Origin of the sequence: Caballeronia sordidicola (assembly GCF_001544455.2) — a bacterium.
In the GTDB taxonomy this organism is placed as follows: Bacteria; Pseudomonadota; Gammaproteobacteria; order Burkholderiales; family Burkholderiaceae; genus Caballeronia; species Caballeronia sordidicola.
Genome location: NZ_FCOC02000001.1, coordinates 220,560 through 242,694, shown reverse-complemented (window position 1 = coordinate 242,694; position 22,135 = coordinate 220,560). Strand labels below are relative to the sequence as shown.

At 57.6% G+C, this 22,135-nt stretch carries 19 protein-coding genes and 2 pseudogenes; 13 read left to right on the top strand and 8 right to left on the bottom strand.

From position 1 onward, the window contains the following. The first annotated feature begins 35 nt into the window (after window positions 1-35). Complete coding sequence (locus tag AWB64_RS01040) at window positions 36-977, top strand: SPFH domain-containing protein (RefSeq protein ID WP_060816772.1); 942 nt, start codon at window positions 36-38, stop codon at window positions 975-977. 110 nt (window positions 978-1,087) lie between these two features. Here AWB64_RS01040 and smpB read toward each other — a convergent pair whose 3' ends face one another. Further along, the gene (smpB, locus tag AWB64_RS01035; protein ID WP_056352727.1) at window positions 1,088-1,537 is read right to left on the bottom strand and encodes an SsrA-binding protein SmpB; all 450 of its coding nucleotides are present in this window, start codon (window positions 1,535-1,537) and stop codon (window positions 1,088-1,090) included. 99 nt (window positions 1,538-1,636) lie between these two features. Between smpB and AWB64_RS01030 the strand changes: the two genes are divergently transcribed. From AWB64_RS01030 to AWB64_RS00995, 8 genes are all read left to right on the top strand, one after another. Further along, entirely contained in the window at window positions 1,637-2,071 is a 435-nt protein-coding gene (locus AWB64_RS01030) for a type II toxin-antitoxin system RatA family toxin (RefSeq protein WP_060816771.1), read from the top strand. After that, a complete protein-coding gene (locus AWB64_RS01025; protein ID WP_060816770.1) occupies window positions 2,071-2,400 on the top strand; it encodes an RnfH family protein in 330 nt (109 codons plus the stop codon). Before AWB64_RS01030 ends, AWB64_RS01025 begins: the two co-directional genes overlap by 1 nt. 221 nt (window positions 2,401-2,621) lie before the next feature. Then, window positions 2,622-4,082 (top strand): IMP dehydrogenase, encoded by a 1,461-nt coding sequence (gene guaB / locus AWB64_RS01020; protein ID WP_060816769.1) that lies wholly within the window; start codon window positions 2,622-2,624, stop codon window positions 4,080-4,082. Between the two features lie 2 nt (window positions 4,083-4,084). Continuing rightward, the gene (locus AWB64_RS01015; protein ID WP_063493140.1) at window positions 4,085-4,933 is read left to right on the top strand and encodes a hypothetical protein; all 849 of its coding nucleotides are present in this window, start codon (window positions 4,085-4,087) and stop codon (window positions 4,931-4,933) included. A gap of 204 nt (window positions 4,934-5,137) precedes the next feature. After that, on the top strand, window positions 5,138-6,718 hold the full coding sequence (gene guaA / locus AWB64_RS01010; RefSeq protein WP_060816768.1) for a glutamine-hydrolyzing GMP synthase: 1,581 nt from the start codon (window positions 5,138-5,140) through the stop codon (window positions 6,716-6,718). A gap of 311 nt (window positions 6,719-7,029) precedes the next feature. Beyond that, on the top strand, window positions 7,030-8,286 hold the full coding sequence (locus tag AWB64_RS01005; RefSeq protein ID WP_060816767.1) for a tyrosine-type recombinase/integrase: 1,257 nt from the start codon (window positions 7,030-7,032) through the stop codon (window positions 8,284-8,286). Window positions 8,287-8,304: 18 nt separating this feature from the next. Beyond that, window positions 8,305-8,676: a type II toxin-antitoxin system HigB family toxin gene (locus AWB64_RS01000; protein ID WP_244163901.1), complete on the top strand. Its 372-nt coding sequence runs from the start codon at window positions 8,305-8,307 to the stop codon at window positions 8,674-8,676. Between the two features lies 1 nt (window position 8,677). Beyond that, entirely contained in the window at window positions 8,678-9,094 is a 417-nt protein-coding gene (locus AWB64_RS00995; RefSeq protein WP_060816765.1) for a helix-turn-helix domain-containing protein, read from the top strand. 87 nt (window positions 9,095-9,181) lie between these two features. Here AWB64_RS00995 and AWB64_RS00990 read toward each other — a convergent pair. Further along, window positions 9,182-10,389 (bottom strand): annotated as a pseudogene (locus tag AWB64_RS00990) (IS110 family RNA-guided transposase). Between the two features lie 321 nt (window positions 10,390-10,710). Continuing rightward, window positions 10,711-11,097: a helix-turn-helix transcriptional regulator gene (locus tag AWB64_RS00985; RefSeq protein WP_082850324.1), complete on the bottom strand. Its 387-nt coding sequence runs from the start codon at window positions 11,095-11,097 to the stop codon at window positions 10,711-10,713. A 174-nt stretch (window positions 11,098-11,271) separates the two neighbouring features. Here AWB64_RS00985 and AWB64_RS00980 point away from each other — a divergent pair, with 174 nt between their 5' ends. The 4 genes and pseudogenes from AWB64_RS00980 to AWB64_RS00965 all read left to right on the top strand — a co-directional run bounded on the left by AWB64_RS00980 (window position 11,272) and on the right by AWB64_RS00965 (window position 15,718). Further along, entirely contained in the window at window positions 11,272-12,975 is a 1,704-nt protein-coding gene (locus AWB64_RS00980) for an ATP-dependent nuclease (protein WP_060816764.1), read from the top strand. Next, entirely contained in the window at window positions 12,968-14,398 is a 1,431-nt protein-coding gene (locus AWB64_RS00975) for a UvrD-helicase domain-containing protein (RefSeq protein ID WP_060816763.1), read from the top strand. Before AWB64_RS00980 ends, AWB64_RS00975 begins: the two co-directional genes overlap by 8 nt. A 360-nt stretch (window positions 14,399-14,758) precedes the next feature. After that, a pseudogene (locus AWB64_RS32680) lies at window positions 14,759-15,135 on the top strand (TIGR02391 family protein); the annotation flags it as partial. A 16-nt stretch (window positions 15,136-15,151) separates the two neighbouring features. Next, window positions 15,152-15,718, top strand: coding sequence for a hypothetical protein (locus AWB64_RS00965; protein WP_208603235.1), 567 nt, complete (start codon window positions 15,152-15,154; stop codon window positions 15,716-15,718). Between the two features lie 122 nt (window positions 15,719-15,840). Here the strand turns inward: AWB64_RS00965 and AWB64_RS00960 are convergent, their stop codons facing one another. The 5 genes from AWB64_RS00960 to AWB64_RS31835 form a co-directional block, all read right to left on the bottom strand. After that, a complete protein-coding gene (locus AWB64_RS00960) occupies window positions 15,841-17,805 on the bottom strand; it encodes a DUF3732 domain-containing protein (protein ID WP_060816762.1) in 1,965 nt (654 codons plus the stop codon). Continuing rightward, complete coding sequence (locus tag AWB64_RS00955; RefSeq protein ID WP_060816761.1) at window positions 17,802-18,290, bottom strand: three component ABC system middle component; 489 nt, start codon at window positions 18,288-18,290, stop codon at window positions 17,802-17,804. The genes AWB64_RS00960 and AWB64_RS00955 overlap by 4 nt, the downstream gene beginning before the upstream one ends. Continuing rightward, window positions 18,287-19,504 (bottom strand): ABC-three component system protein, encoded by a 1,218-nt coding sequence (locus AWB64_RS00950; protein WP_060816760.1) that lies wholly within the window; start codon window positions 19,502-19,504, stop codon window positions 18,287-18,289. Before AWB64_RS00950 ends, AWB64_RS00955 begins: the two co-directional genes overlap by 4 nt. Before the next feature lie 90 nt (window positions 19,505-19,594). Beyond that, window positions 19,595-20,653 carry a hypothetical protein gene (locus AWB64_RS00945; protein ID WP_082850323.1) on the bottom strand — a complete coding sequence of 353 codons (1,059 nt, stop codon included), beginning with the start codon at window positions 20,651-20,653 and terminating at the stop codon, window positions 19,595-19,597. After that, window positions 20,650-21,912 (bottom strand): hypothetical protein, encoded by a 1,263-nt coding sequence (locus AWB64_RS31835; RefSeq protein WP_060816759.1) that lies wholly within the window; start codon window positions 21,910-21,912, stop codon window positions 20,650-20,652. The genes AWB64_RS00945 and AWB64_RS31835 overlap by 4 nt, the downstream gene beginning before the upstream one ends. Window positions 21,913-22,135: the final 223 nt, after the last annotated feature.

Sequence of the window (22,135 nt, the reverse complement as noted above, 5' to 3'; positions counted from 1 at the left end):
TTTATAAGCGGAACACGCATTGTTAAGGAGTGGAGATGGACGTGACTATCATCGGGGCAATTTTGTTGATTATCGTTATTGCGATTGCCGCGCAGACGATCAAGATCGTGCCGCAGCAACACGCTTGGGTGCTTGAGCGGCTTGGGCGTTATCACGCAACGCTGACACCGGGGATGACGATTGTGTTGCCGTTCATCGACCGGGTGGCGTACAAGCACGTGCTGAAAGAGATTCCGCTCGAAGTGCCGAGCCAGGTCTGTATCACGCGCGACAACACGCAGCTTCAGGTAGATGGCGTGCTGTATTTTCAAGTGACCGACGCGATGAAAGCGTCGTACGGTTCAAGCAACTTTATCTATGCAATCACGCAGTTGTCGCAGACTACGCTGCGTTCGGTGATCGGCAAACTGGAACTCGACAAGACGTTTGAAGAGCGCGATTACATCAACCACAGCATTGTCACGTCGCTGGATCAGGCCGCCGCGAACTGGGGCGTGAAAGTACTGCGCTACGAGATCAAGGATTTGACGCCGCCAAAGGAAATCCTCCACGCGATGCAGGCGCAAATCACCGCCGAGCGTGAGAAGCGCGCGGTGATCGCTGCGTCCGAAGGTCGCAAGCAGGAGCAGATCAATATTGCGTGGGGCGCGCGCGAGGCGGCCATTCACAAGTCCGAAGGCGAGCGGCAGGCGCAGATCAACCAGGCCGAAGGCGAGGCGGCGGCCATTCTGGCGGTGGCCGCGGCGAATGCTCAGGCGATCGAGAAAATCGGCACGGCGATCCAGACGGCCGGTGGTATGGAAGCGGTGAACCTGAAAGTGGCCGAGCAATACGTTACGGCGTTCGGAAATATTGCGAAGCAGGGCAATACGCTGATCGTTCCGGGGAATTTGTCGGAGATGAGTTCGATGATTGCGTCCGCGCTGACAATCATCAAGGGCGACGCCGCCCCGGGCGGTGTAATCCGCAAGGGTTGACGCTGGATTGACTTGAAAGCGGGATAAATTCAAAAGGGCGTCGACTCAAGCAGTCGACGCCCTTTTTGTTTTGACATACTGATGGCGATTGACGGTCATTCGCACGGCGCTTAGTGCTTGGCGCCGCGCATGATCTGCGCTTTTTCGCGTTCCCAGTCGCGCTTTTTCTCGGTTTCGCGCTTGTCGTGCAGCTTCTTGCCCTTGGCCAGGCCGATCTCGCATTTCACGCGGCCGCCTTTGTAGTGGAAATTGAGCGGTACGAGCGTATGACCCTTTTGCTCGACTTTGCCGATGAGTTTCGAGATCTCTTCGCTATGCAGCAGCAGCTTGCGCGTGCGGACCGGATCCGGATGGATGTGGGTCGAGGCTTCCGGCAATGGGCTGATGTGCGCACCGATCAGGAACAGCTCGTTGTCACGAATGATGACGTAGCCTTCCTTGATCTGGCCGCGGCCGGCCCGCAGGGCTTTGACTTCCCACCCTTCCAGCACGAGCCCCGCCTCGTAGCGATCTTCGATGAAGTAATCGAAGAAGGCTTTTCTGTTGTCGATGATGCTCATGAATGAAAAGTGCCCAACTCGTTTAAAATCCTGATTTTAGCAGCGCGGGCGCGGTAAAGCCCGCAATGCTTCCCACTCTTGCCACGCGTTGCGCCCTTTATGGCAGATGTTCAGAAAACTGTATTGATCCGGCATTCTGCAGAGCAGATGTTCGACCTCGTCACCGATGTCCCCGATTATCCGAATTTCTTGCCCTGGTGTGGTGGCGTGGAGGTAGGCCACCACGACGAACACAGCATGGAAGCGAAGATTCACATCAATTTCAAGGGTATCAAGCAGCATTTCGCAACGCGTAACGTGCATACGCGCCCGACCAGTATCGATATGGAGTTCCTTGACGGTCCTTTCAAGAAGTTCACCGGCTACTGGCGGTTCACGCCGTTGCGGGCGGACGCCTGCAAGATCGAATTCGCGCTGCACTACGAGTTTTCGAACATCATTCTCGAGAAGATCATCGGGCCGGTTTTTAGCCACATTGCGCACACGTTCGTGGATTCGTTCGTGAAGCGTGCCGATCAGCGGTATGGGAAGTGATGACGCTCTCCATTGAGGTGTGTTACGCGTTGCCGGATGGCAAAGGGGTGGTTCGTGCGCTGTCTCTTGCCGAGGGCGCGACGGTCCAGCAGGCCATCGACGCAAGCGGGTTGCTCGCGATGTTTCCCGAGATCGATCTTGGAATGCAGAAAGTGGGTGTTTTCGGGAAAATCCAGCCGCTTACCGCAATGCTCGCCGATCACGACCGCGTGGAGATTTATCGGCCGTTGAAGGTCGATCCGAAAGTTGCGCGACAACGGCGGGTCGAAAAAACGCGGCGCGGCGGCTCGATTGAAGGGCGGCGGTGGACGCGCAAGGAAGCACGGTAAGCCGGCAACTTCGCGTTTCTTTGCGTAGCGGCTGAGCGCGAGGCATTCCGCAAAACCGAACTTTGATCGAACTCGAGTCGAGCGAAAAACCGAAACAGCGAGGTTAAACCGAGGCCCACAAATTGCAAGACAAAGGGCAAACGCGACCTAAGCCGCTGTTCGGGCAGTGAAAATCCGGGGAACTATCGGTATAATTCGGTTTTGCGCCCATAGGATTTGCCATGCGTCTGATCCAGAAAGCACTCACGTTCGATGACGTGCTCCTCGTGCCCGCGTTTTCCAACGTTCTTCCGCGCGACACCAGCCTGAAAACCCAGGTTACCCGCAAGATTTCCCTGAATATGCCCCTGTTGTCCGCCGCCATGGACACGGTCACCGAAGGCCGGCTCGCCATCGCGATGGCTCAGCTTGGCGGCGTCGGCATCATTCACAAGAACCTCACCGCCGCAGAACAAGCCCGCGAAGTCGCGAAGGTAAAGCGCTTCGAATCGGGCGTCGTGCGCGATCCGATCACCGTTCCGCCGCAAATGAAAGTGCGCGACGTGATCGCGTTGACACAACAGCACGGCATCTCGGGTTTTCCGGTTGTCGAAGGGCAGCAACTGATCGGTATCGTGACGAACCGCGATCTGCGCTTCGAGGAACGTCTCGACGACGAAGTGCGCAAGATCATGACGCCGCGCGAACGTCTGGTGACGGTCAAGGAAGGCACGCCGCTCGCGCAAGCGAAGGCGCTGATGCACAGTCACCGGCTGGAACGCGTACTGGTGGTCAACGACGCGTTCGAACTGCGTGGCTTGATGACGGTGAAGGACATCACCAAGCAGACCGAGCACCCGGACGCCTGCAAGGACGAACACGGCAAGCTGCGCGCTGGTGCGGCAGTCGGCGTAGGTCCTGAAAACGAAGAGCGCGTGGATTTGCTGTCGGCGGCGGGCGTGGACGTGATCGTCGTCGATACAGCCCACGGACACAGCCAGGGCGTGCTCGAACGCGTGCGCTGGGTGAAGCAGAACTATCCGCACATTGAAGTGATTGGCGGCAATATCGCTACGGCCGCAGCGGCCAAGGCGCTGGTGGAATACGGCGCGGACGGCGTGAAGGTCGGCATTGGCCCGGGTTCCATCTGCACCACACGGATCGTGGCGGGCGTTGGCGTGCCGCAGATCACGGCGGTGGCGAATGTCTCGGATGCGCTGCGCGGTTCGGGCGTGCCGGTGATTTCGGACGGCGGCGTGCGTTTTTCCGGCGATGTCAGCAAGGCGCTCGCCGCAGGCGCGGACGCGGTGATGATGGGCAGCATGCTGGCCGGCACGGAAGAATCGCCCGGCGACGTGTTCCTGTTTCAGGGGCGCCAGTACAAGGCGTATCGCGGCATGGGTTCGGTTGGCGCAATGAAGGACGGCGCGGCGGACCGGTATTTCCAGGACAACTCGGCGAACATCGACAAGCTGGTGCCGGAAGGGATCGAAGGGCGCGTGGCCTATAAGGGCTCGGTCAACGCCATTTTGTTCCAGGTGATCGGCGGCGTGCGAGCGAGCATGGGATATTGCGGTTGCCGCAATATCGGCGAAATGCACGACAAGGCCGAATTTGTCCAGATCACGGGTGCCGGCATGCGCGAGTCGCATGTGCACGACGTGCAGATCACGAAGGAAGCTCCCAACTACCACGTGGATTGATCATGAAACCGCTGCTGCGCGTTGTCCTTGTCATCAATGCACTGATTTTCCTCGCTTTCGGCGTGCTGTTTCTGCTGACGCCGTGGGCAGCGTTATGGGAGTCGATGCATCTCGTGAACGTGCAGCCGCCTCTGGTCGGCCAGTTGTTTGGCGTCGCGCTGCTCGGAATGTCGTGGCTTGGATTTCACGCGGCTATCGACGGGGCGCTTACCGCCACGACTGCAAAGGTTTCGGGGCATGTGGAGTGGTTGTCCGGCCTGATCCTGATTGTGTGGCTTGGGCTGCGCATGTCGGAAGTGACGGGTTTCGGCCAGTTGCTTGGGGCGTTGATTGGCGCCGCGTTGCTGATCCTGGGCCTTGGCAGCGTGCGGCTTTCTGGTGCGGTACGGCGACGTGAGCGTGCAGCGATTGCCGGTGCGGCTGCCGCCGAACGTGCCGAGAAGCAGGCAGCGAAGACGCGGGCGGAAGAGCGCGCGGCGTCGCCTGTAGTAGCGCCTGTGCGGCCGCCCATGACGTCGGATCCTGTCGCGCCGGCAAATCCCCGGTGGGATGCGGAGCCGGTTGTAGGCGAACCGATTCCCCCGCGGCCATCCGCATCGCGGCCAGCGGCGCCCGCGCCGGGTGCGACCGCGTTCGATCCGGCGACTGGACATGCCATCGATCCCATCACGGGCCGTCCGCGCGATCCCACGACCGGCCGCGCATTCGAGCCCGTGAGCAGCGGCCACAAGATCGATCCCGAAACGGGCCGCGCGATTGATCCGGTGACCGGGCAAATCATCGATCCCGTGACGGGCGCGCGAACAGGACCCGGTTACAGCACCGATCCTGCTCGCCGGGATCCGCATTAAACGCTTTGAGCGGCAAATGCGCCGCTCGATCAAGTATCGGGGAACTGAGGGTGTGTTCCATCGATAAAACCTGTTTCGCCATGGTCGGCATCCAGCGCCGGCCGCTGATATTTCTGCGTGACGCGATGTGCGGGACCTCGGGCCCGCGGCTTCGCGTTTCTGTTTTGCCAACCGTTTCCGCTTACTCGCCTTCTGGCCGCTGCCATGCACGACAAGATCCTGATTCTCGATTTCGGCTCCCAAGTCACCCAATTGATCGCACGACGCATCCGCGAATCGCACGTGTATTCGGAGATTCATCCGTACGACGTCGACGAAGCGTTCATTCGCGACTTCGCGCCGAAGGGCATCATTTTGTCGGGCGGCCCGAACTCGGTCACCGAACTGGATTCGCCGCGCGCGCCGCAAGTCGTCTTCGATCTCGGCGTGCCTGTGCTTGGCATTTGCTACGGCATGCAGACGATGGCCGAACAACTCGGCGGCAAGGTCGAACTCGGTAACGTGCGCGAATTTGGCTATGCGGAAGTGCGCGCGCATAACCATACGAGTTTCCTGAACGGCATCGAGGACTTCCAGACGTCTGAAGGTCACGGCATGCTCAAGGTTTGGATGAGCCACGGTGACAAGGTGGCCGACATGCCGCTGGGTTTCAAGCTGATGGCGTCCACCCCGGCTTGTCCGATTGCGGCGATGGCCGACGACGAGCGTCATTTCTACGGCCTCCAGTGGCATCCGGAAGTCACGCACACGGTGCAGGGCCGCGCGATGCTCGACCGCTTCGTGCTTGAGCTGTGCGCGGCGCGCCCGGATTGGGAGATGGGTCATTACATCGATGAAGCCGTCGAGAAAATCCGCGCGCAAGTTGGCGATGAGCACGTCATTCTTGGGCTGTCGGGCGGCGTGGATTCGTCGGTGGCGGCGGCGCTTTTGCATCGCGCGATTGGTGCGCAACTTACCTGTGTGTTCGTTGATCACGGCTTGTTGCGATTGAACGAAGCCGAGCAGGTCATGACGACGTTCGCCGATCATTTGGGCGTGAAGGTGATCCACGTCGATGCCAGTGAAGTGTTCTTGTCGAAGCTTGCTGGCGTGACGGATCCCGAGGCGAAGCGGAAGATTATTGGCGCTGAGTTTGTTGAAGTGTTCCAGACGGAAGCGAACAAGCTGAAGGACGCGAAGTGGCTCGCGCAAGGGACGATTTATCCGGACGTGATCGAGTCGGCGGGCAAGGGCAAGAAGGGTCATACGATCAAGAGCCATCACAATGTGGGCGGCTTGCCCGAAACGTTGAATCTCAAGTTGCTCGAGCCGTTGCGGGAGTTGTTCAAGGACGAAGTGCGGGAACTCGGTGTGAAGCTTGGGTTGCCGCCGGCGATGGTTTATCGGCATCCGTTCCCGGGCCCGGGGCTGGGCGTGCGCATTCTTGGCGAAGTAAAGCGCGAGTTCGCGGATTTGCTGCGTCACGCGGATGCGATTTTTATCGAGACGTTGAGGAATACGTTCGATAAGGAATCGGGCAAGTCTTGGTATGAACTTACGAGTCAGGCTTTTGCGGTGTTTTTGCCGGTGAAAAGCGTGGGGGTGATGGGGGACGGGCGGACTTATGAGTATGTTGTTGCGTTAAGGGCCGTGCAGACGCTGGATTTTATGACGGCGCAATGGGCACATTTGCCGCATGAGCTGTTAGGGCATGTTTCTAACCGGATCATTAATGAGGTGCGCGGGATTAATCGCGTTGTTTATGATATTTCGGGGAAGCCGCCGGCTACGATTGAGTGGGAGTGAATTGACGTCCTTCGAGGACTATCGCCAGCTATCGGGAAACTGCCATAACGTGTTGATTTAGAAGAAAATACGTTACGGTATCTATCGGTGGCTATCGCCGGCCAGCAAAACAGGTTGACGGTAGAACTGACGGTAAAAATCGAAGCCGGATTAAGACATTCTCGTTCACTATTCAGACTTTTACCGTCTTTGACGGTAAAAGTCTTCTCAGGAAAGCTTGTTCTACGCGGCTTTCCGGGCATCAACAGGTCTCCTGGTCCCTGACGGTAAAACCTGACGGTAAAGCCGTCAAAACGCCGGAGGAAACCTCGATGCTCACTGACGCTGCACTACGTAATCTGAAGCCTAAGTCCAAGATTTATAAGGCTTCTGACCGGGACGGGATGTACGTGACGGTATCGACCAGCGGTACCATCACCTTCCGCTACGACTACCGCCTCAACGGACGCCGCGAAACGCTAACCCTCGGGCGATACGGCCCAGACGGCATCTCACTGGCGATGGCGCGCGAGCTGCTGCTGGACGCGCGAAAGACCGTTCTCAAGGGCATGTCCCCCGCGCTTGAAAAGCAACGCGAGAAGCGCCGCGTCCATGCCATCGAGACTTTCGGTACGGCGATGGACACGTGGTTCGCCAATGCAAAGTTGGCTGACAGCACCCGCGCCATGCGCAAGCACATCATCGACCGCGACATCCTGCCGGTTTTCCGCAATCGTCTATTGACCGAAATCCAGCCTGAAGACCTGCGGGCCTTGTGCAACAAGGTCAAGGAACGCGGGGCGCCGGCCACTGCGGTGCAGATTCGGGACATCGTGAAGCAGGTCTACGTCTACGCCATCGCCCACGGTGAAAAGGTGGACAACCCGGCGAACAGCGTGGGCGCGGCCTCGATCGCCACCTTCGTGCCAAAGGACCGTGCCTTGTCGCCGCTGGAGATCCGGGTGATGGCGCAACAGATGGAATCGGTGGCGACCTATCCGACCATCAAGCTGGCGCTGCGCCTGATTCTGCTGACGCTGGTGCGTAAGAGCGAGTTGATCCAAGCCACTTGGGATGAGGTCGATTTCGAGAACAAGACTTGGACGATTCCGAAGCAGCGGATGAAGGGGCGTAATCCGCATGTGGTCTATCTGTCGCGCCAGACGCTCGACATCTTCGTGACGCTGCACGCTTGTGCGGCCGGCTCAAGGTTTGTTTTCCCATCTCGTTACGATGCACAGCGATACATGTCCAATGCAACCTTGAATCGGGTCACAGGACTCGTGGCAGAGGCCGCACAAGCCAAGGGGTTGCCGCTGCAATCGTTCACCGTCCATGACCTGCGCCGCACCGGCTCGACGCTGTTGAACGAAATCGGCTTCAACCGCGACTGGATCGAGAAGTGCCTGGCGCACGAGGAGGGACGCTCCTCACGCTCGGTCTACAACAAGGCCGAGTACGCCGAGCAACGACGTCACATGCTGCAAGAGTGGGCCAATCTGGTCGATGCCTGGGGCGGTGGCCAGACCTATGTGCCGAAGCTGATGCCGGAAAACGTGGCTGTGCCGGCGTTGAGCGCGTTTGCCTGAGCTGGCTGACTTGCCTTGATGGCAGAAGTTGACAAAAAGTCAACTCCTGCCTATCCTTTACTATGCGCATGGAACGATATGCACGTCATATCCAGAAAGCCGTTCAACGACGCAGCAAAGGCTTATCCGAACGACGCTGAAGCAATCGACCGCACGTATCGGGTGCTGCGATCCGGTGATTTCGATACGCCGCAGGGACTGCGGCAGGTTTTTCCGTCGCTGGACAACTTCAAGTACAAGGACAAGTGGTGGGTGCTGGACATCGGTGGCAACAATCTTCGACTGATTGCCTTCATCGAGTTCCGAGACAAGCGCATGTACGTCAAGCACATCGCAAGCCATGCCGAGTACGACAAGCTTTGCAAACGCTACCGGAAGGAGGGTGACTGAGATGGGATTTGCCGCCATCAAGGAACGAGCCCATGCCTTGTTCGACGAGGCAGGTTTCATTGGCCACATCACCAGTGAGGACGACTACGCCCAGGCGCTAGCGTTGATGGACGAGCTGGTCGAGGACTACGAGGGCAACCGTCCACTGATCGAGATTCTGGCCCGTTCCATCGAACACTGGGAAAACGAGTCCGACGAGTTTGCGGCGTTCAACGCGCGCGTGGCGAAGCTGGGTGGCGTCGATGTGCTCCGGTTACTAATGGAGCAGCATGGGTTGGGCGTGACCGACCTGCCGGAGATCGGTAGCAAGTCGCTGGTGTCGAAGATTCTCAATGGCCGGGGCCGCAATCTGACTCGCGACCACATCGCGGCATTGAGCAAGCGGTTCTCGGTCAGCCCGGCTGTTTTCTTCGGATAAGTTGATTCCAGCGGGTGCATGAGGGCGGCGCGTTGATCTGGCACATAGGGGACGTGTTGTACGAGAGAGGTGCCCCTATGTGATTCGTCAAGCGGTAGGGGCGGATTTTGGTTGGTAGAGGGTGCCGTCGCGCAGCATGGCGAACAGCACGTCGCAGCGTCGTCGAGCGAGAGCGATGAGCGCCTGATTGTGGCGCTTGCCCTGCTGGACCTTGCGCGCGTAATAGTCCCTTGAGATCGGGTCTCGCAGGGCAGCAAACGCCGAGAGGAAGAGCGCTCTCTTGAGTACCTTGTTGCCCCGTCTGGATGGGTGTTCGCCACGGATGGACGAGCCCGAGCGTCGGGTCACCGGGGCGAGGCCGGCGTAGGCGGCGAGATGCGCGGCCGATGCGAAGGCTTTGTGAGCGACTTCAGTGAGGAGTCTGGCGGCGGTCCTGACGCCGACTCCCGGCATGCTGGTCAGGACCGGCCAAAGAGGGTGTGCTTGCACCAGACGTTCAACTTCGCTGGCAACCTCCTCGCGTTGCTTGCGCAAGGATGCGAGTTGCTGGGCAAGACGCGGCATGACGATGGTTGCGGCCTGAGTACCGGGCACGATCACAGCCTGTTCGCTGAGCGCCTGGACGATGTCGGCAGCCAGGCTCTTGCCCATGCGAGGTGCGAGTTTGGTGAGGCGGTTGGCGAGTGTTTTCTCGCTGGCTGAGGCGAGCTCGGCGGGTGACGGGTATCGCTCAAGCAGATCGAGCACGGCCGGATGGTCGAGGCGCGGCCCCAGGACCCTTTCCAGCGCCGGATGAATCTGGGTGAGCAGACCTCGAATGCGGTTGCTGGTCTGCGTGATCTGGGCCGCCAGATCGTCGTCGAAGCCGCACAGCATGGTGAGTTCGGCGAGTGGTTCGTCGGCCAGCCGAAGTGAGCGCAGCGTATGCGGCATTGAGCGCGCGGCTTCAGCAATGATGGCGGCATCGCGAGCATCAGTCTTGGCTTCACCGGCGTGCAGGTCGGCGATGCGGCGCATAGCCAGACCCGGTAGATATGCGACCAGAACACCTTCATCACGGGCGACTGCCACGGGCAACGCGCCGATGGTGGCAGGTTGATCGACGACGAACAGGAGCTGGCCGTGCGTCTTGAGTTCGGTAATGAGGGCGCGCAGCTTGGCCTCATCGTTGGGCAGTGCCTTGTTGTAAAGGCGCTTTCCGCGCCGATCGAGGGCGACGGCGTGATGGTGGCCTTTGCCGACATCGACGCCGACGAATACATCGACAGAGCTATGTTGTGTTGGTTTTCTTGCATCGAAGGCTTTGCAGGTTGAACGGTTTGGCCTGCAACATCGGTGGCAAGTCTCGGCATCCACGTTACGGACGGCCTCAAGATATCCTGGCCGAGCCCCTATTAGCGATCACCAGCCACCCACCAGGCCCGGTGACAACACCCCCCGGATCATGACTGCGACTGGGGGCGAGAATCATGCCGGGCCTAGCTGGCCAAATCCCCGATTGTCGAGGAATGAAGATAGTAACGGGGGCTTTGTAGATCAACGTGACGGAGGAAGGGTGGCGCTTGCCTCAGCGTCCAAGGGCTCGAAGGTTTGTGGATGTGAGTCGCTGCCCAGCCTCATTCCTCACTGGAACCCGCCCGAACTGGGCGGGTTTTTCGTAGGCGGACATCCGGCTTTGAGACACTGCGGCGAGGGGCCTGCTTGCGCTGCTCGATCCACGCTTCCACTTCGGCCAGATCCCACACGACACAGCGCGGCGTCAGGTTGAAGCGGCGCGGAAACTCGCCGCGGCGCTCCATTTCGTAGATCGTTGTTTCGGCCAGAGGGACGATCTGCCGCAGTTCATGGCGGCGGATGGTGCGGCGAAAGGGCAAAACACTACTTCCTGGGAACTGAGGGAAATCGTCGTAGGCGTCCGAACCGGGCAGGGGAACGGATATATGTCGCGGCGGCTCACCAGCATCGTTTTCTCGGCTGATTCGCTGTAACGGGTTATTCTCCATACTGGACTCCGAGGATGTTCGGCGCGCGAGGTTTGCTGCCGCACGAAGCTATGGTGGCTTTCATTGGCTATCGTGGAAACTCGCTGAGGCGTAGAAGGGCGTATTAAAGAAAAGGTGCGTGCGTCAGGCTGGAGGGAGCCGGCGCGGTACTGGTGCGGCACGCATGGGGATGCGATGAAGATCAGAAAACTTAAGATCCAGAACTTCAGGGGAATCAAGAGGCTCGAATGGGATCTCCCCAACGAGAAGACATTCTGCCTGATTGGCAGGGGCGATTCTACGAAAACGACGGTGCTAGAAGCGATCCGCTGTGCCTTCAGCCCGCAGTGGAATCATGCGTTCTACGATTCCGATTTTCACCTGTGCAACACCGACGATTCGATCCAGATTGAAATTGTTATTGGGGATTTGTTGCCGGAGTTCTGCGCGGAGCAGAAGTACGGCGCGCATCTACGCGGCTGGAACACAGGCGCGCTCAAGTTGAACGATGAGCCTGATGACGATGACGAGCACGTTCTCAGTATTCGGCTTGTCGTCGCAAAGGATCTGGAACCGAAGTGGAAGGTCTTTACCGACCGCAATCCCGACGGCGTCGACTTCAAGGCGACTGATCGCGCTAAAGTCGGCGCTGGCTTGATCGGCACGTACAGCGAGAAACAACTGACTTGGGCTGCAGGAACGGCGCTCGCGAAGATCACCGAATCTGAAAATCTGAACGAGTCGCTCGTTGAGGCGACACGTGCGGCGAGAAGCTCGCTCGACGGTCAACGGGCACTCGTCTTGAAGAAGTTTGACGCCGCGGCGGCCAAATCGGAGCAAGTGGCGAAGGGACTTGGTGTTCCAGTTGGACACGGATACAAGGCACACCTCGATCTCAATGCGATCAGCATCCGGATCGGTGGACTGACGCTGCACGACGGCGACATCCCCTTGAGGCAGCTGGGTCTCGGTTCGAAACGCATGCTGCTGTGTGGTATCCAGCAGGAAGGCTTGGAGGACCAGCACATCACCTTGTTCGATGAGGTTGAGTACGGGCTGGAGCCGCACCGGGTCGCGCGCCTGATCAAACACATCCGCGACGACCAGAAGGGGCAGTACTTTCTCACGACACATTCTCCCACGGTGCTGCGCGAGTTGACGGTGGAACAGTTATATGTATTACGCAAGGAAGACGCTGGCGTGCGCGTGATTGCGGCAGCAGGAAACGCATTGGAAGGACTGAATATTCAGGGCCATATCCGTTCCAGCGCGGAAGCGTTCTTGTCCCGCAAAGTGATCGTTTGCGAAGGCGCGACAGAAGTGGGATTCCTACGCGGTATGGACGATCTTTGGGCGGCTGCAGGAAAGCTGCCATTTTCGTACCAGGGGCTGGCGCCGGTCGATGCGCATGGGGCAAGCAAGGTAAAGGGGCTCGCGACGGGGTTCAAGGCGCTGCATTATGACGTCATGGTCCTCGCCGATGGCGACGCTCAGGACCAGTTCTCCGATAAGGATGCCGCCGACCTGAACGGGAAGGAGGTACCGGTTGTGATGTGGGCCGATAGACTGTCGATCGAGCAGCGGGCGATGGTGGATTTGCCCTGGGAACAGGTGCTGGCGAGCACCAAGCTTGCGAAGGAGCTGGGGTTTCCAGTCCACGATCAGGTCAGATCGAAATTGAACATGCAGTTCGACGAGGATATCGGTAAATGGCAGGACTCGGCCGAGCTGCGCAAAGCGATCGGCGCTGCCGCGAAATCGTCCAATTGGTTCAAGAACATCGCGTATGGAGAGCAATGGGCGCAGGCTATCTTTCCCGCGTTCGCGGATGCCGCGTTCCTGCAGAAGGAGTTTGCGACCAAGCTGGGGCGGTTCCGCGCATGGGTGGACAATGGATGACGATCTGCCCAAACTCTTGGCGGAGTTTAACGGCAAGGGATATGTAATTGCCCCAGCCGGTTACGGAAAAACTCATCTGATCGCGAAGGCCGTGCAGGCGGCTACCCGTCGCCAGTTGGTGCTGACCCACACCTATGCTGGCGTGAACGCGATCAGGCGGAAGATGCAACTCCTGCGGATTCCGCCGGCGCAATATCAGATCGACACCATCGCGAGCTGGGCGCTCCGTACCTGCCTTTACTTCCCGAAGACGTCAAAGTGGAAAAAGGACCACCCAGCAGGAAAGGACTGGGGGAAACTCTACGGGGCCTGCGCCGTGCTGCTGAACAAACCATTCGTGCAGCGCATGATCAAGTGCTCATATGGCGGGGTTTACGTCGACGAATATCAAGATTGTTCCGATCAGCAGCATGAACTGGTGGAGTCCTTAGCAAAGTTGCTTCCATGCAGGCTGCTCGGTGATCCTATGCAGGCCATCTTCGACTTCGGTGAGCCGCCGATCGATTGGGACGTAGCCGTCTATCCTAACTACCAACTGCTCGGCGAATTGAAGACGCCTTGGCGGTGGAAACTGGCGCAGGCCGATGAACTCGGGGAGTGGCTGAGTCAGGCGAGGGCGCTTCTGGCCGAGAATCAAAAGATTCCACTCGCCGGGCAATTGCCCAATGGGGTTCGTCGTTGCTCTGTCGATTTGAACGACTTTGGCAATAAGAAACGGTTGAGCGTGTTCTACGACCACCTGAAGAATCAGGATTCTGTCATCGCTATCCACGCAGGCGACCAAAAATCGAAAAACAAGACACATAAGCTGGCACAAAGCATGGCCGGCAAGTTTTCCAGCCTGGAGGAGGTCGAAGGCAAGGATCTCTTTCGCTTCATAAAAAAGATCGATAGCGCCAAGTCGGCGGGGGAGCGACTCCGATCTGTGATCGATTTTTGCAAGACCTGTTGCAACGCGGTGGATGGCGTGCTCACGGCGGCAACCAAGAAAGGTCAAGAGGGGAAGGTGACAAAGGCGACGAAATGCCCCGAGATTCTGAGCGTGGCGAATCGTTACTTGACGACGGCATCATTCAAGGACATGGCCATTTTGCTTGATCTTGTCCGCAGCCGCCCAGAGGTCACGACCTACCGCCGTGATCTCTTTGGGCGGATGATGGGAGTGTTGCGCGTGCACAAGGGCAACCCAAGCCTGACGCTTACAGAAGCCGCGAAGCGATACCAGCATGAGTTTCGGCATTCGGGCCGACCGATTCGTCACAACAAGCTTATTGGGACGACGCTGCTGGTCAAAGGCCTTGAGTACGACCATGCCATCATTCTCGAAGCGGGGTCGATGTCATCGAAACATTTGTATGTGGCGTTGACCCGTGGCGCGAAGTCAATCACCATTGTCACGACGGATAACGCTGTTCCGCGGTAGTGGTCTTTTCTTCGATCGGGGGAGACTATTCGATCTCCGGTGATTGCCGAGCATCGCTAGCGTGCAGCTGATACTCGGCGGCGAACTTGGCCGGCGGGATTCGGCCCTCATCGTCTAAAGTTGTTTGGCTTTGACAAACTTCGTAAGGTTGCTTGGCCTCTTTCTCCGGCCAGTAATCTTGACGATCAGGATCAGCCGTGACTGAGACTTACCACCGCGGCGGACGTGGCGCATCTCTGTTGATGTCCACCGAATTCTGACCCGCTGGGGATGCCGACAAGGCAACGACAATGGACGTGGCACGCGCGCGCCGGACGACTCAAGGCTGCCCTGGAAAGCCGGACTGTGTATGAGGACGTGTTGAGCTACTGCCGTGCGGAATTGCTCGACGGAAACTACTTCCACGCGGTCTTCGAGGCGACAAAAGGTGTTGCTGAACGGATTCGCACGCTGTCAGGTCTAAACGGCGATGGCGCCGACTTCGTGAACAAGGCATTGGTGGTCTGCAGCCCGTCTTGGTGTTAGGACCGCTCATTACGGAATCCGAGAAAAGCAAGCAGAAAGGCTTTGCGAGTCTCCTGATCGGTCTGTTCGGTGCCGTGCGCAATCCATTGGCCCATGCGTCCAAGACGAACTGGCCCATGTCCGAGCAGGATGCGCTCGACATTCTGACGTTGGTGTCACTGATTCATCGCAAGCTCGATCGCGCACAGAAAGCGGCCGCCTCATCATCGTAAGGAGGAAATCCCATCCGTGGGCCTGTCACATATTGATTTGCCGCCGCGGCCAGAACCGCTCTTGATGCCGTGGCCGGTGCAAGGGAACCCGGGTGGTTTCATTCAATTCGACCACGCTGATCAATGGCGCGCCTTCATCGCTAAACTAGATATGGATGCTCGCATCCCAGATGTTGTGCGACTGAAATACGCCCGTGCGCAGAAGCTCTATCTGCTTGGTTGGATAGACGCCGATCTGATCAAGGCCGGTGAACTGGTCGCTTTGACCACGCTGGAACTCGCGCTAATGGACCGCTATTGGACCAAACTTAAAACATGTGAGCGGACGTTCGCCGGAGTGCTCAGGCATCTGCTGGAAGTCGACGATCTGACCGACGCGCAGATACCGATGGTCGCACGCTGTGGCGGTAACGCCATCGGCCAACTAATCGGCACGCATAGACCGACCTTGGCACAGCGCCGAAATGCGATGGCCCACGGCGATCCATTCGATGGGTTTCCGGTCGGCGGCCTTCTGGAATTGGTGCGCGATTTGATCACGTTTGCCTTTCGCAACTTCAGCGTGGAACACCGCCAGGAGTAATCGACCAGGATGCCCAGTTGAACGCTTGCCGAAGCTGCGCGGCGGGCATCGTACCCGGTGCCGACGTTTTATGGAGCAACCCGTCATGGTTGGCCCAGCGAGCTTCACGCAATGACAAGTTCTCATATCGGGCTGCTTGATAGTTCGGGCCAGTCTTCCGGCACGAGTGCCGGTGGCTTGGTCCACGGTTGTTCCACCAATGCGTCCTGGAACCACTGTTCGCGAAGATTGGCGTGCTCCGTGACGATCAATTGGAAGCCAGGTGCGTCTTCCTGTGTGAACTTGAGCAACAACTCGAACAATCGCCGAACCGCCTTGATGTCGGCATCGGCCTCTTCCGTCTTTTTAACTGAGCCGTCAGCGTCCTTGTAGACCTGCTCGGACGGGAAATAAACTTGTGTTGGCTGGTCAATCAGCAGGAATCGCGGGATTGGGCGGTTGTTCTTGACGGCAAACAGATGCAGGGCGAGCAACGCCGATAGATGGTAGGCCAGATGATTTTCGCCGCCCCCCGTTCGGCTCATGGGAACCGGACGTTCGGGACGGTCGAAGACGATCGTGATGTTGGCCAAGTCGAATCGTGCTGGATACACACTAAACTCGGCTTCAAATTTCTGAATGTATTGCGATACCTGCGTCGAAATGATGTTCAGTATCGAGTTCAGCCGGTCGTTGCTGTCGTCCGCGCCGATCCGACTTTCCAGGTCCTCGACCTTCAGCTTCAGACGACGATGCTCCCGCTCAAGTCTTGCGAGTTCTTCGTTCGGAGCGAGGTTTTCCAGGAACAGGCTGATGCGGCCGACGACACGCGCGGCTGCATTGTTGCGTGTGCCCATCTGCGCGATTGCTTCATTGGCCGCCATCGCTGCCGCAATCTCGGCTTCCTTGTCCTTGATGACACCCGCGATCTGCTGAGTCTTCTCATTCAGATCAGACAGGTAGGCATCCAGCTTGGGACGCTGACCGACGGCGATGCGCAATTCGGCGTCAAGCGATTGCAGTTCGTTGAGCAGGACTGTGGCAACAGGGGATTCCAACGCAAGGTTCGACTCGCTGAATGGCCACTGCCACTCGCCAGTATCCGGATACTTCGGTAACGCCTTAATTGACGCAAGCCGATCCAACTGTTCAGTGGCCTCGCTCTCGTAGCCGCCGGCGCGTTTGGAAAACTGGCGGGCTGCGTCGATTCTTGCCTGCACTTCCCGCCGATCCTTGCGCAACTGACCCATTTCTTCCTCGAGGCGAGAAATCCTGCTCCCGTCGTCTTCGGGAATTTTCTCGGGTTTCCAGGAAAGGGCAGATCGCAACGCTTCGATGATTCCGTCGCCCGTCATGTCGAGGTCCGCGCCGCCGACCACGCCAACAACCTTGGCCTCAGAGTACAGGCCAATCGCTTTCTCGTGAGACGTGTCGATGGCATCCCGTGCTTGCTCTAGCAATTTCGCATTGAGCCGGAGATCTCGTTGCGCGGCGCGCAGCTTGGATTCGAGTTCGTAGCGATCATGGGAGGAGACGCCGAGCAGGATCGGTAACGTGTCACGAATCGCTTGAGGCTGAAACTGCTCGTTCTGACGGTAGAGGAGTTGGTCTTTGTTTGCGACCAGCCCCTGTTTCTGAAACAGGTAATAAAACGTGTGCTTGACGTTGGCGTCGTAGCTGTCCCTGCTGTGCTCCACGGCGACGTCGGTGCGGTTCTCGGGAATCCCAAGCAGGCGAGAGAGTAAAGTGACAACGGCATCGTCGTCTGAGTTGACTGCCAATTCGTCAAACGAGGGGGCCTGCAGTTCTCCTCCCCGGCGCAACATCGCCGTGCTGCAGCTCGCACCGCCCTCAGGCGGCGTGGGCTTGGCGATCAACACCTGTTCGCGCTCGAACTGATAGATGACTGCAAACCAGGCAACCTTGTCGCGAATAATGCCTTCCGGGACATTAAACGACGATCGTCCCATGCAGTATTCGACGATCTCGGAGAGCGCGGACTTGCCGGTAGAAGAACGTCCGGTGATGACGTTGAGGCCGTCCACCTGGAAATGCAGATCCCGGCGCTGCCCATCGTGGCTGTAGATATGGATGGATTTAATCTTCATGGACGAATCCCGAAGGTCGTATATATAGTCACTCGGTCCGCGATACGGGCGAACTCTTTCCCGACGATGCGTGCGACCCGCTGGCAGGATTTGGTTTCGTCGGTTCCCGTTACCGATTTCCGAACCTTGTCGGGAACTGTCTGGAGGCGTCCCTCCGGCGCAATGGAGATGCAGCCCTTCTCCATCAACAGGCCGAAGCCTTCAAACGCATAAGGAAGCATGGCTGTGGCCCTTTCGGCGAAGCCTATCTGCACCTGGGGATTCTTTTCAGTAGCCTTTAGGAGATAGCTCCGGGAATGGCTGGCGATCACTTCGCGCGAGTCCTTGTGCAGGCACAGCGGCAGGATGAGCAAGGAAAGCGAGAACGGGATGCCTCTGTCGTCTTCTTCTTCATAGCCCTGCATGGCGCGGAACAGAACCAGGCCACAGAACGCAGGGTTGAACAGGTTCCGTATTTCTATGGGGCGATGGTCCCATCGTTTCACTTGGTGACCTCCAGCAACTGACCAAGATGGTCGAGGAATCGGGGATGCCAATAGACCCTGGGTGCAGGTGCGGCATCGGCCAGAATGTGAAAAGAGCCGCGTGTGACATAGGGCTCCGTCACGCGCGCGCGGATACGCAGTGATTCATAGTTCCCGGTCTGTTGGTCCGCCCATGTGTAAAGCTCTCTGCCGGCTCGCAGCAGCACATCCTCAGCGCTGTTCTCATCGAGTTCCTCGAAGACAACGTCTTTGTAACGGCTCCACTCGTCAACGAGACGGTCTTCATAGTCCTCAATCTCCCCTGAAACCAGCAGGTTTTCGCGCGCCCACTCCGATCGTTGTTCAAACGCTCTGTAGTAGTCCAAAATCGCGTTGCGGATGCGGTTGGAGGAAATTCCGATGTCGCGGAGCTGCGCCACGAACGTTCGAGAGTCGTTCTCCGTGTCGATCTCACCAGTGGGCTCCTTTCCGCGAAACGTGATCGGAAGATTGTCCAACTTGTATTCCTCGGACAGGGCAGAGAGCTTGTCCGATACCTCGTAACCGAAAATTCCTTCGGCTCGGCTGCCAATCAGTTGCTTGATAACAGCGTCGTTCCACCATCCCTCCAGTCGCTCAAACACGGCATGTCTGTGTTCACGCCGGACGCTTCGCATGTGCATGTCTTTGATGGTGTCCGGGATATCCTGGATTCTGGGACTCCCATCAAAAATCAGAATGCGTGTCAGGAAATCCTCTTTCTCGGTGCCAGTGAGTTCGTCAAATGCCTGGGCGATCTCCCCGATGAGATCCGATTTCGATCTGCTGAGCGCTTCTTCGGCCTGTTCGGATAAGGTTGTCGCTTCGTCGTCTGTGCCAAGTCGAACAGGCAAGAACCTCGTCAGGAACGAGGCGTCCGAAACCGTGCCGGTCGTGAATAGAAAGAACCGGAGGTTCGATACGCTGCGGCCATCGCGCTTATATCGCGCCAACCATATGCGCACGGATTTCCAGAAGTCGGTCGACAGGTCGGTTAAGCGGTCGCCGACAGCTTTATGCTTTAACGATGCGAGCGACTTGCTGCCGTCACTGTCCACGAAATCCAGGTCGTCATCCTTCTCCAGGAATACGGCTGTGTCTTCTGGCAATTGCAGTAACTGAAGCAGCGCAAGGCGTGCCTGGTAGATATACCCCAGTCCCTGTTCGCCAGCCGAGAACTTGTCTGTGGTTGCCATGCCCAAGTCCTTTTTGCAATGTTGTAGGAAGGCGGGATTCCCGAGCGGTCTCTCGCGGGAAAGGTGCAGCAGCTATAGCGCCCTGATCGACTACTTCGCTTCTATCGCCTCTGAAAACAGCACTCGGTCGATACCCCAGTAATCGAGCAAACAAAAGAGCATGCTACGAAGCTCAACGCTTGCCGCGCCATGAAATGTAAAGGCCCTCGCCATCGCCATCTGCTCGAACTCTTTGGCAACGGAAAACAGCGTCCTGGCTATTTCGTTCTTTGAAAAGAACTCGCCCAAGATGGCGGTGTTCAACTGAGCCAACTGCTTTTCAACGCTTAGCCTTACTTGCCGGGAGATCGCAGGGCCGTCACTTGCATGTTGTTCGACCAGTCCCATGGCGACATTCAAGACTTTCTTTAGTCCTGTGCTGCCTCTGGCTCCATAAGTGAAGCCATCTTTGATGAGTATGCTTCGCTCGGACTGTTCGTGGAATGAGAGTTCCTTCATGCAGTAGTCGATCGCGATGGCAAGAAACGAGCACACCAGGTACAGACACCGTAGCGCCGTCTCGCGCTGATTGCCTTTGACGATGGACTGTTCGGCGAAGAACTTACCCTGTCCAAGCCATTCGTTGCAGCTATCAAATGAGAGTGATTTTGCGAGGAGGCTCTTCGAAAGCGCTATCCGTCCCCGCCAGTCGCCGTCCAGTTTGCTCAGCGAATATTCGTTGATCTTTGCAAAAAACTCCTCATCCGAAAGTCGAGTTCCGTTAGGATCATCCGAGTTGGCAAGTTTGCTCAGGAAGGTTCCATCCAGAACAAGCACGCCAAGTTCACGTCCGAAATCTTTGACCTCTTGACGCTTCTCCGTCGTGGCCACAATCGCATTCGTCGCTTTCGTTGCGATGCGCAGGCCCCGTACCCAAAAAATGCGCTCTATGGCCTGCGGCGTTTTTTTGTTTTTTGCGTCCACCAAAGTGACTTCGCGCGATACGGATGACGTCCGGCTGTAAAGCCATAGATCAATATCCGTCACGTCAAAGCCTTCATACACAAACGGCACGCCACGAGCTACGTAATAACCAGCTTTGAGAAAATAGCTGCGCAGCAACTCTTCCATCAAGGGGCCTTTGGGCAAGCTGCTTTGGCTCTTGCTCACAGTCCACCTCCAGTCCGCAGGATGGACAGCATATCGTTTGTTGCCTTCGGGCTCATCTTGGTTTGCGTTCTCCGTACCTTCTCGCGATTGTGCTCGGGACCGCTGAACGTGGTAACGGCCGCAGTCGGCAGGGCGTTGAGAGAGTGTTCGCTGACATCGCCCTGCCGAATCGCCTGAAGGGCGAGCTCGCCAACCTCCGTTTTCAGCAGGCGGAGCATAGGGCCTGTGCGCCCCTTTTTGGTTCCCTGCTTCACTTCGACCACACCTTTCAGTTCAAGCACCTTATAGTCTTCCGCAATAGCTCGCACTGGCCCTACGCTCTCACCGCGCACGAGCGCACTCAACAGGGCGTCGACCATTTGAATCTGTCCGCGAGCGTAATTGCTCTTGGTCATGCCATACGTAACGGAGCTTACGAAGGCTTTTGCGAGATCGAAGGCGTCATCGACCATCGAGTTGCTATATTTGGAGAACGCGGACGGCAACGTGAGGAAGCCGACATCCTCGGTGGAGTTGCTGACCACGCTGATGTCGAACAGTCCGATCGCAGTTATCTTCTGAAAGAGCGCATCGCCCAGGAACTGTTTTGCAAAATCGGCAGTGACACATGCTCGCTTACGCAGCATTTCGGTGAGTTCATTAAGCTTGGTTTGCTCTGCTGACTTAAGCGAATCGAGAACGGCCTTGATTTTCTGGGTGGTATCTCGACGGAAAAGATTGCCATTGAATAGCAATGTATCGGTGCTGCTAAGTTTCTCGGTATCGACAAAGCCGATTTGCTCTGCATCGGACAGCAACTGGCTAAGGTTTGCCGAAGCAAGCTTATAGGTGTCGGCCAGCTCCTGGGTCACTTCGTTGGCGAGCACAGGAGCGACGGATGCACGCTCCGCGAGCGTAATCGAAGCAACTTCATTCAAGTTGGGCGAGAGGGCATCGAAAATATCGGAGGTGCGCTCCAGCGCAGTAGCAGTTGTGACGCCAAGCACGGCGATCCCGCCGGAGGATTTGTCAACGAGCTTCTGATGCTCCAAAACCTCGACGAGCTTCGGCAGTTCAAACGTCGTGTTGATGTTTGCGGCTTGCGCCAATACAGTCAGTCGGTCGTTGTTGACGGTAATCTGCTTATTGGCAGATATCGCCGAAAGCAGTATCCCGGCTTTTCCTGCCAGATAGGTCTTCTCGTAGCCGACCTGATTGGTTACGCCCTGAAGCTTGTTGGTATGGTGGATTAGCCACGATCCCTTGGTCTTTTTGTCCATTTTCCCCGTTCCACCCATTCGCATTTGTTTCGAGTGACCCTCGATCTTCAATCTGGCGCCGAAATCGCTTGCATCCCATAAGCGTTGTGCGTGGAGAATGCCCATATGCGAAACAGCTAAAAGCTACCGAATCGGCTCACCCCTCTGTGTAAATTGTGCCACGAAATATCCGGGTCCTTGCGGTTTTGATCCGGCGTCCCCGGCTGAGCCGGGCCGCGCTGTC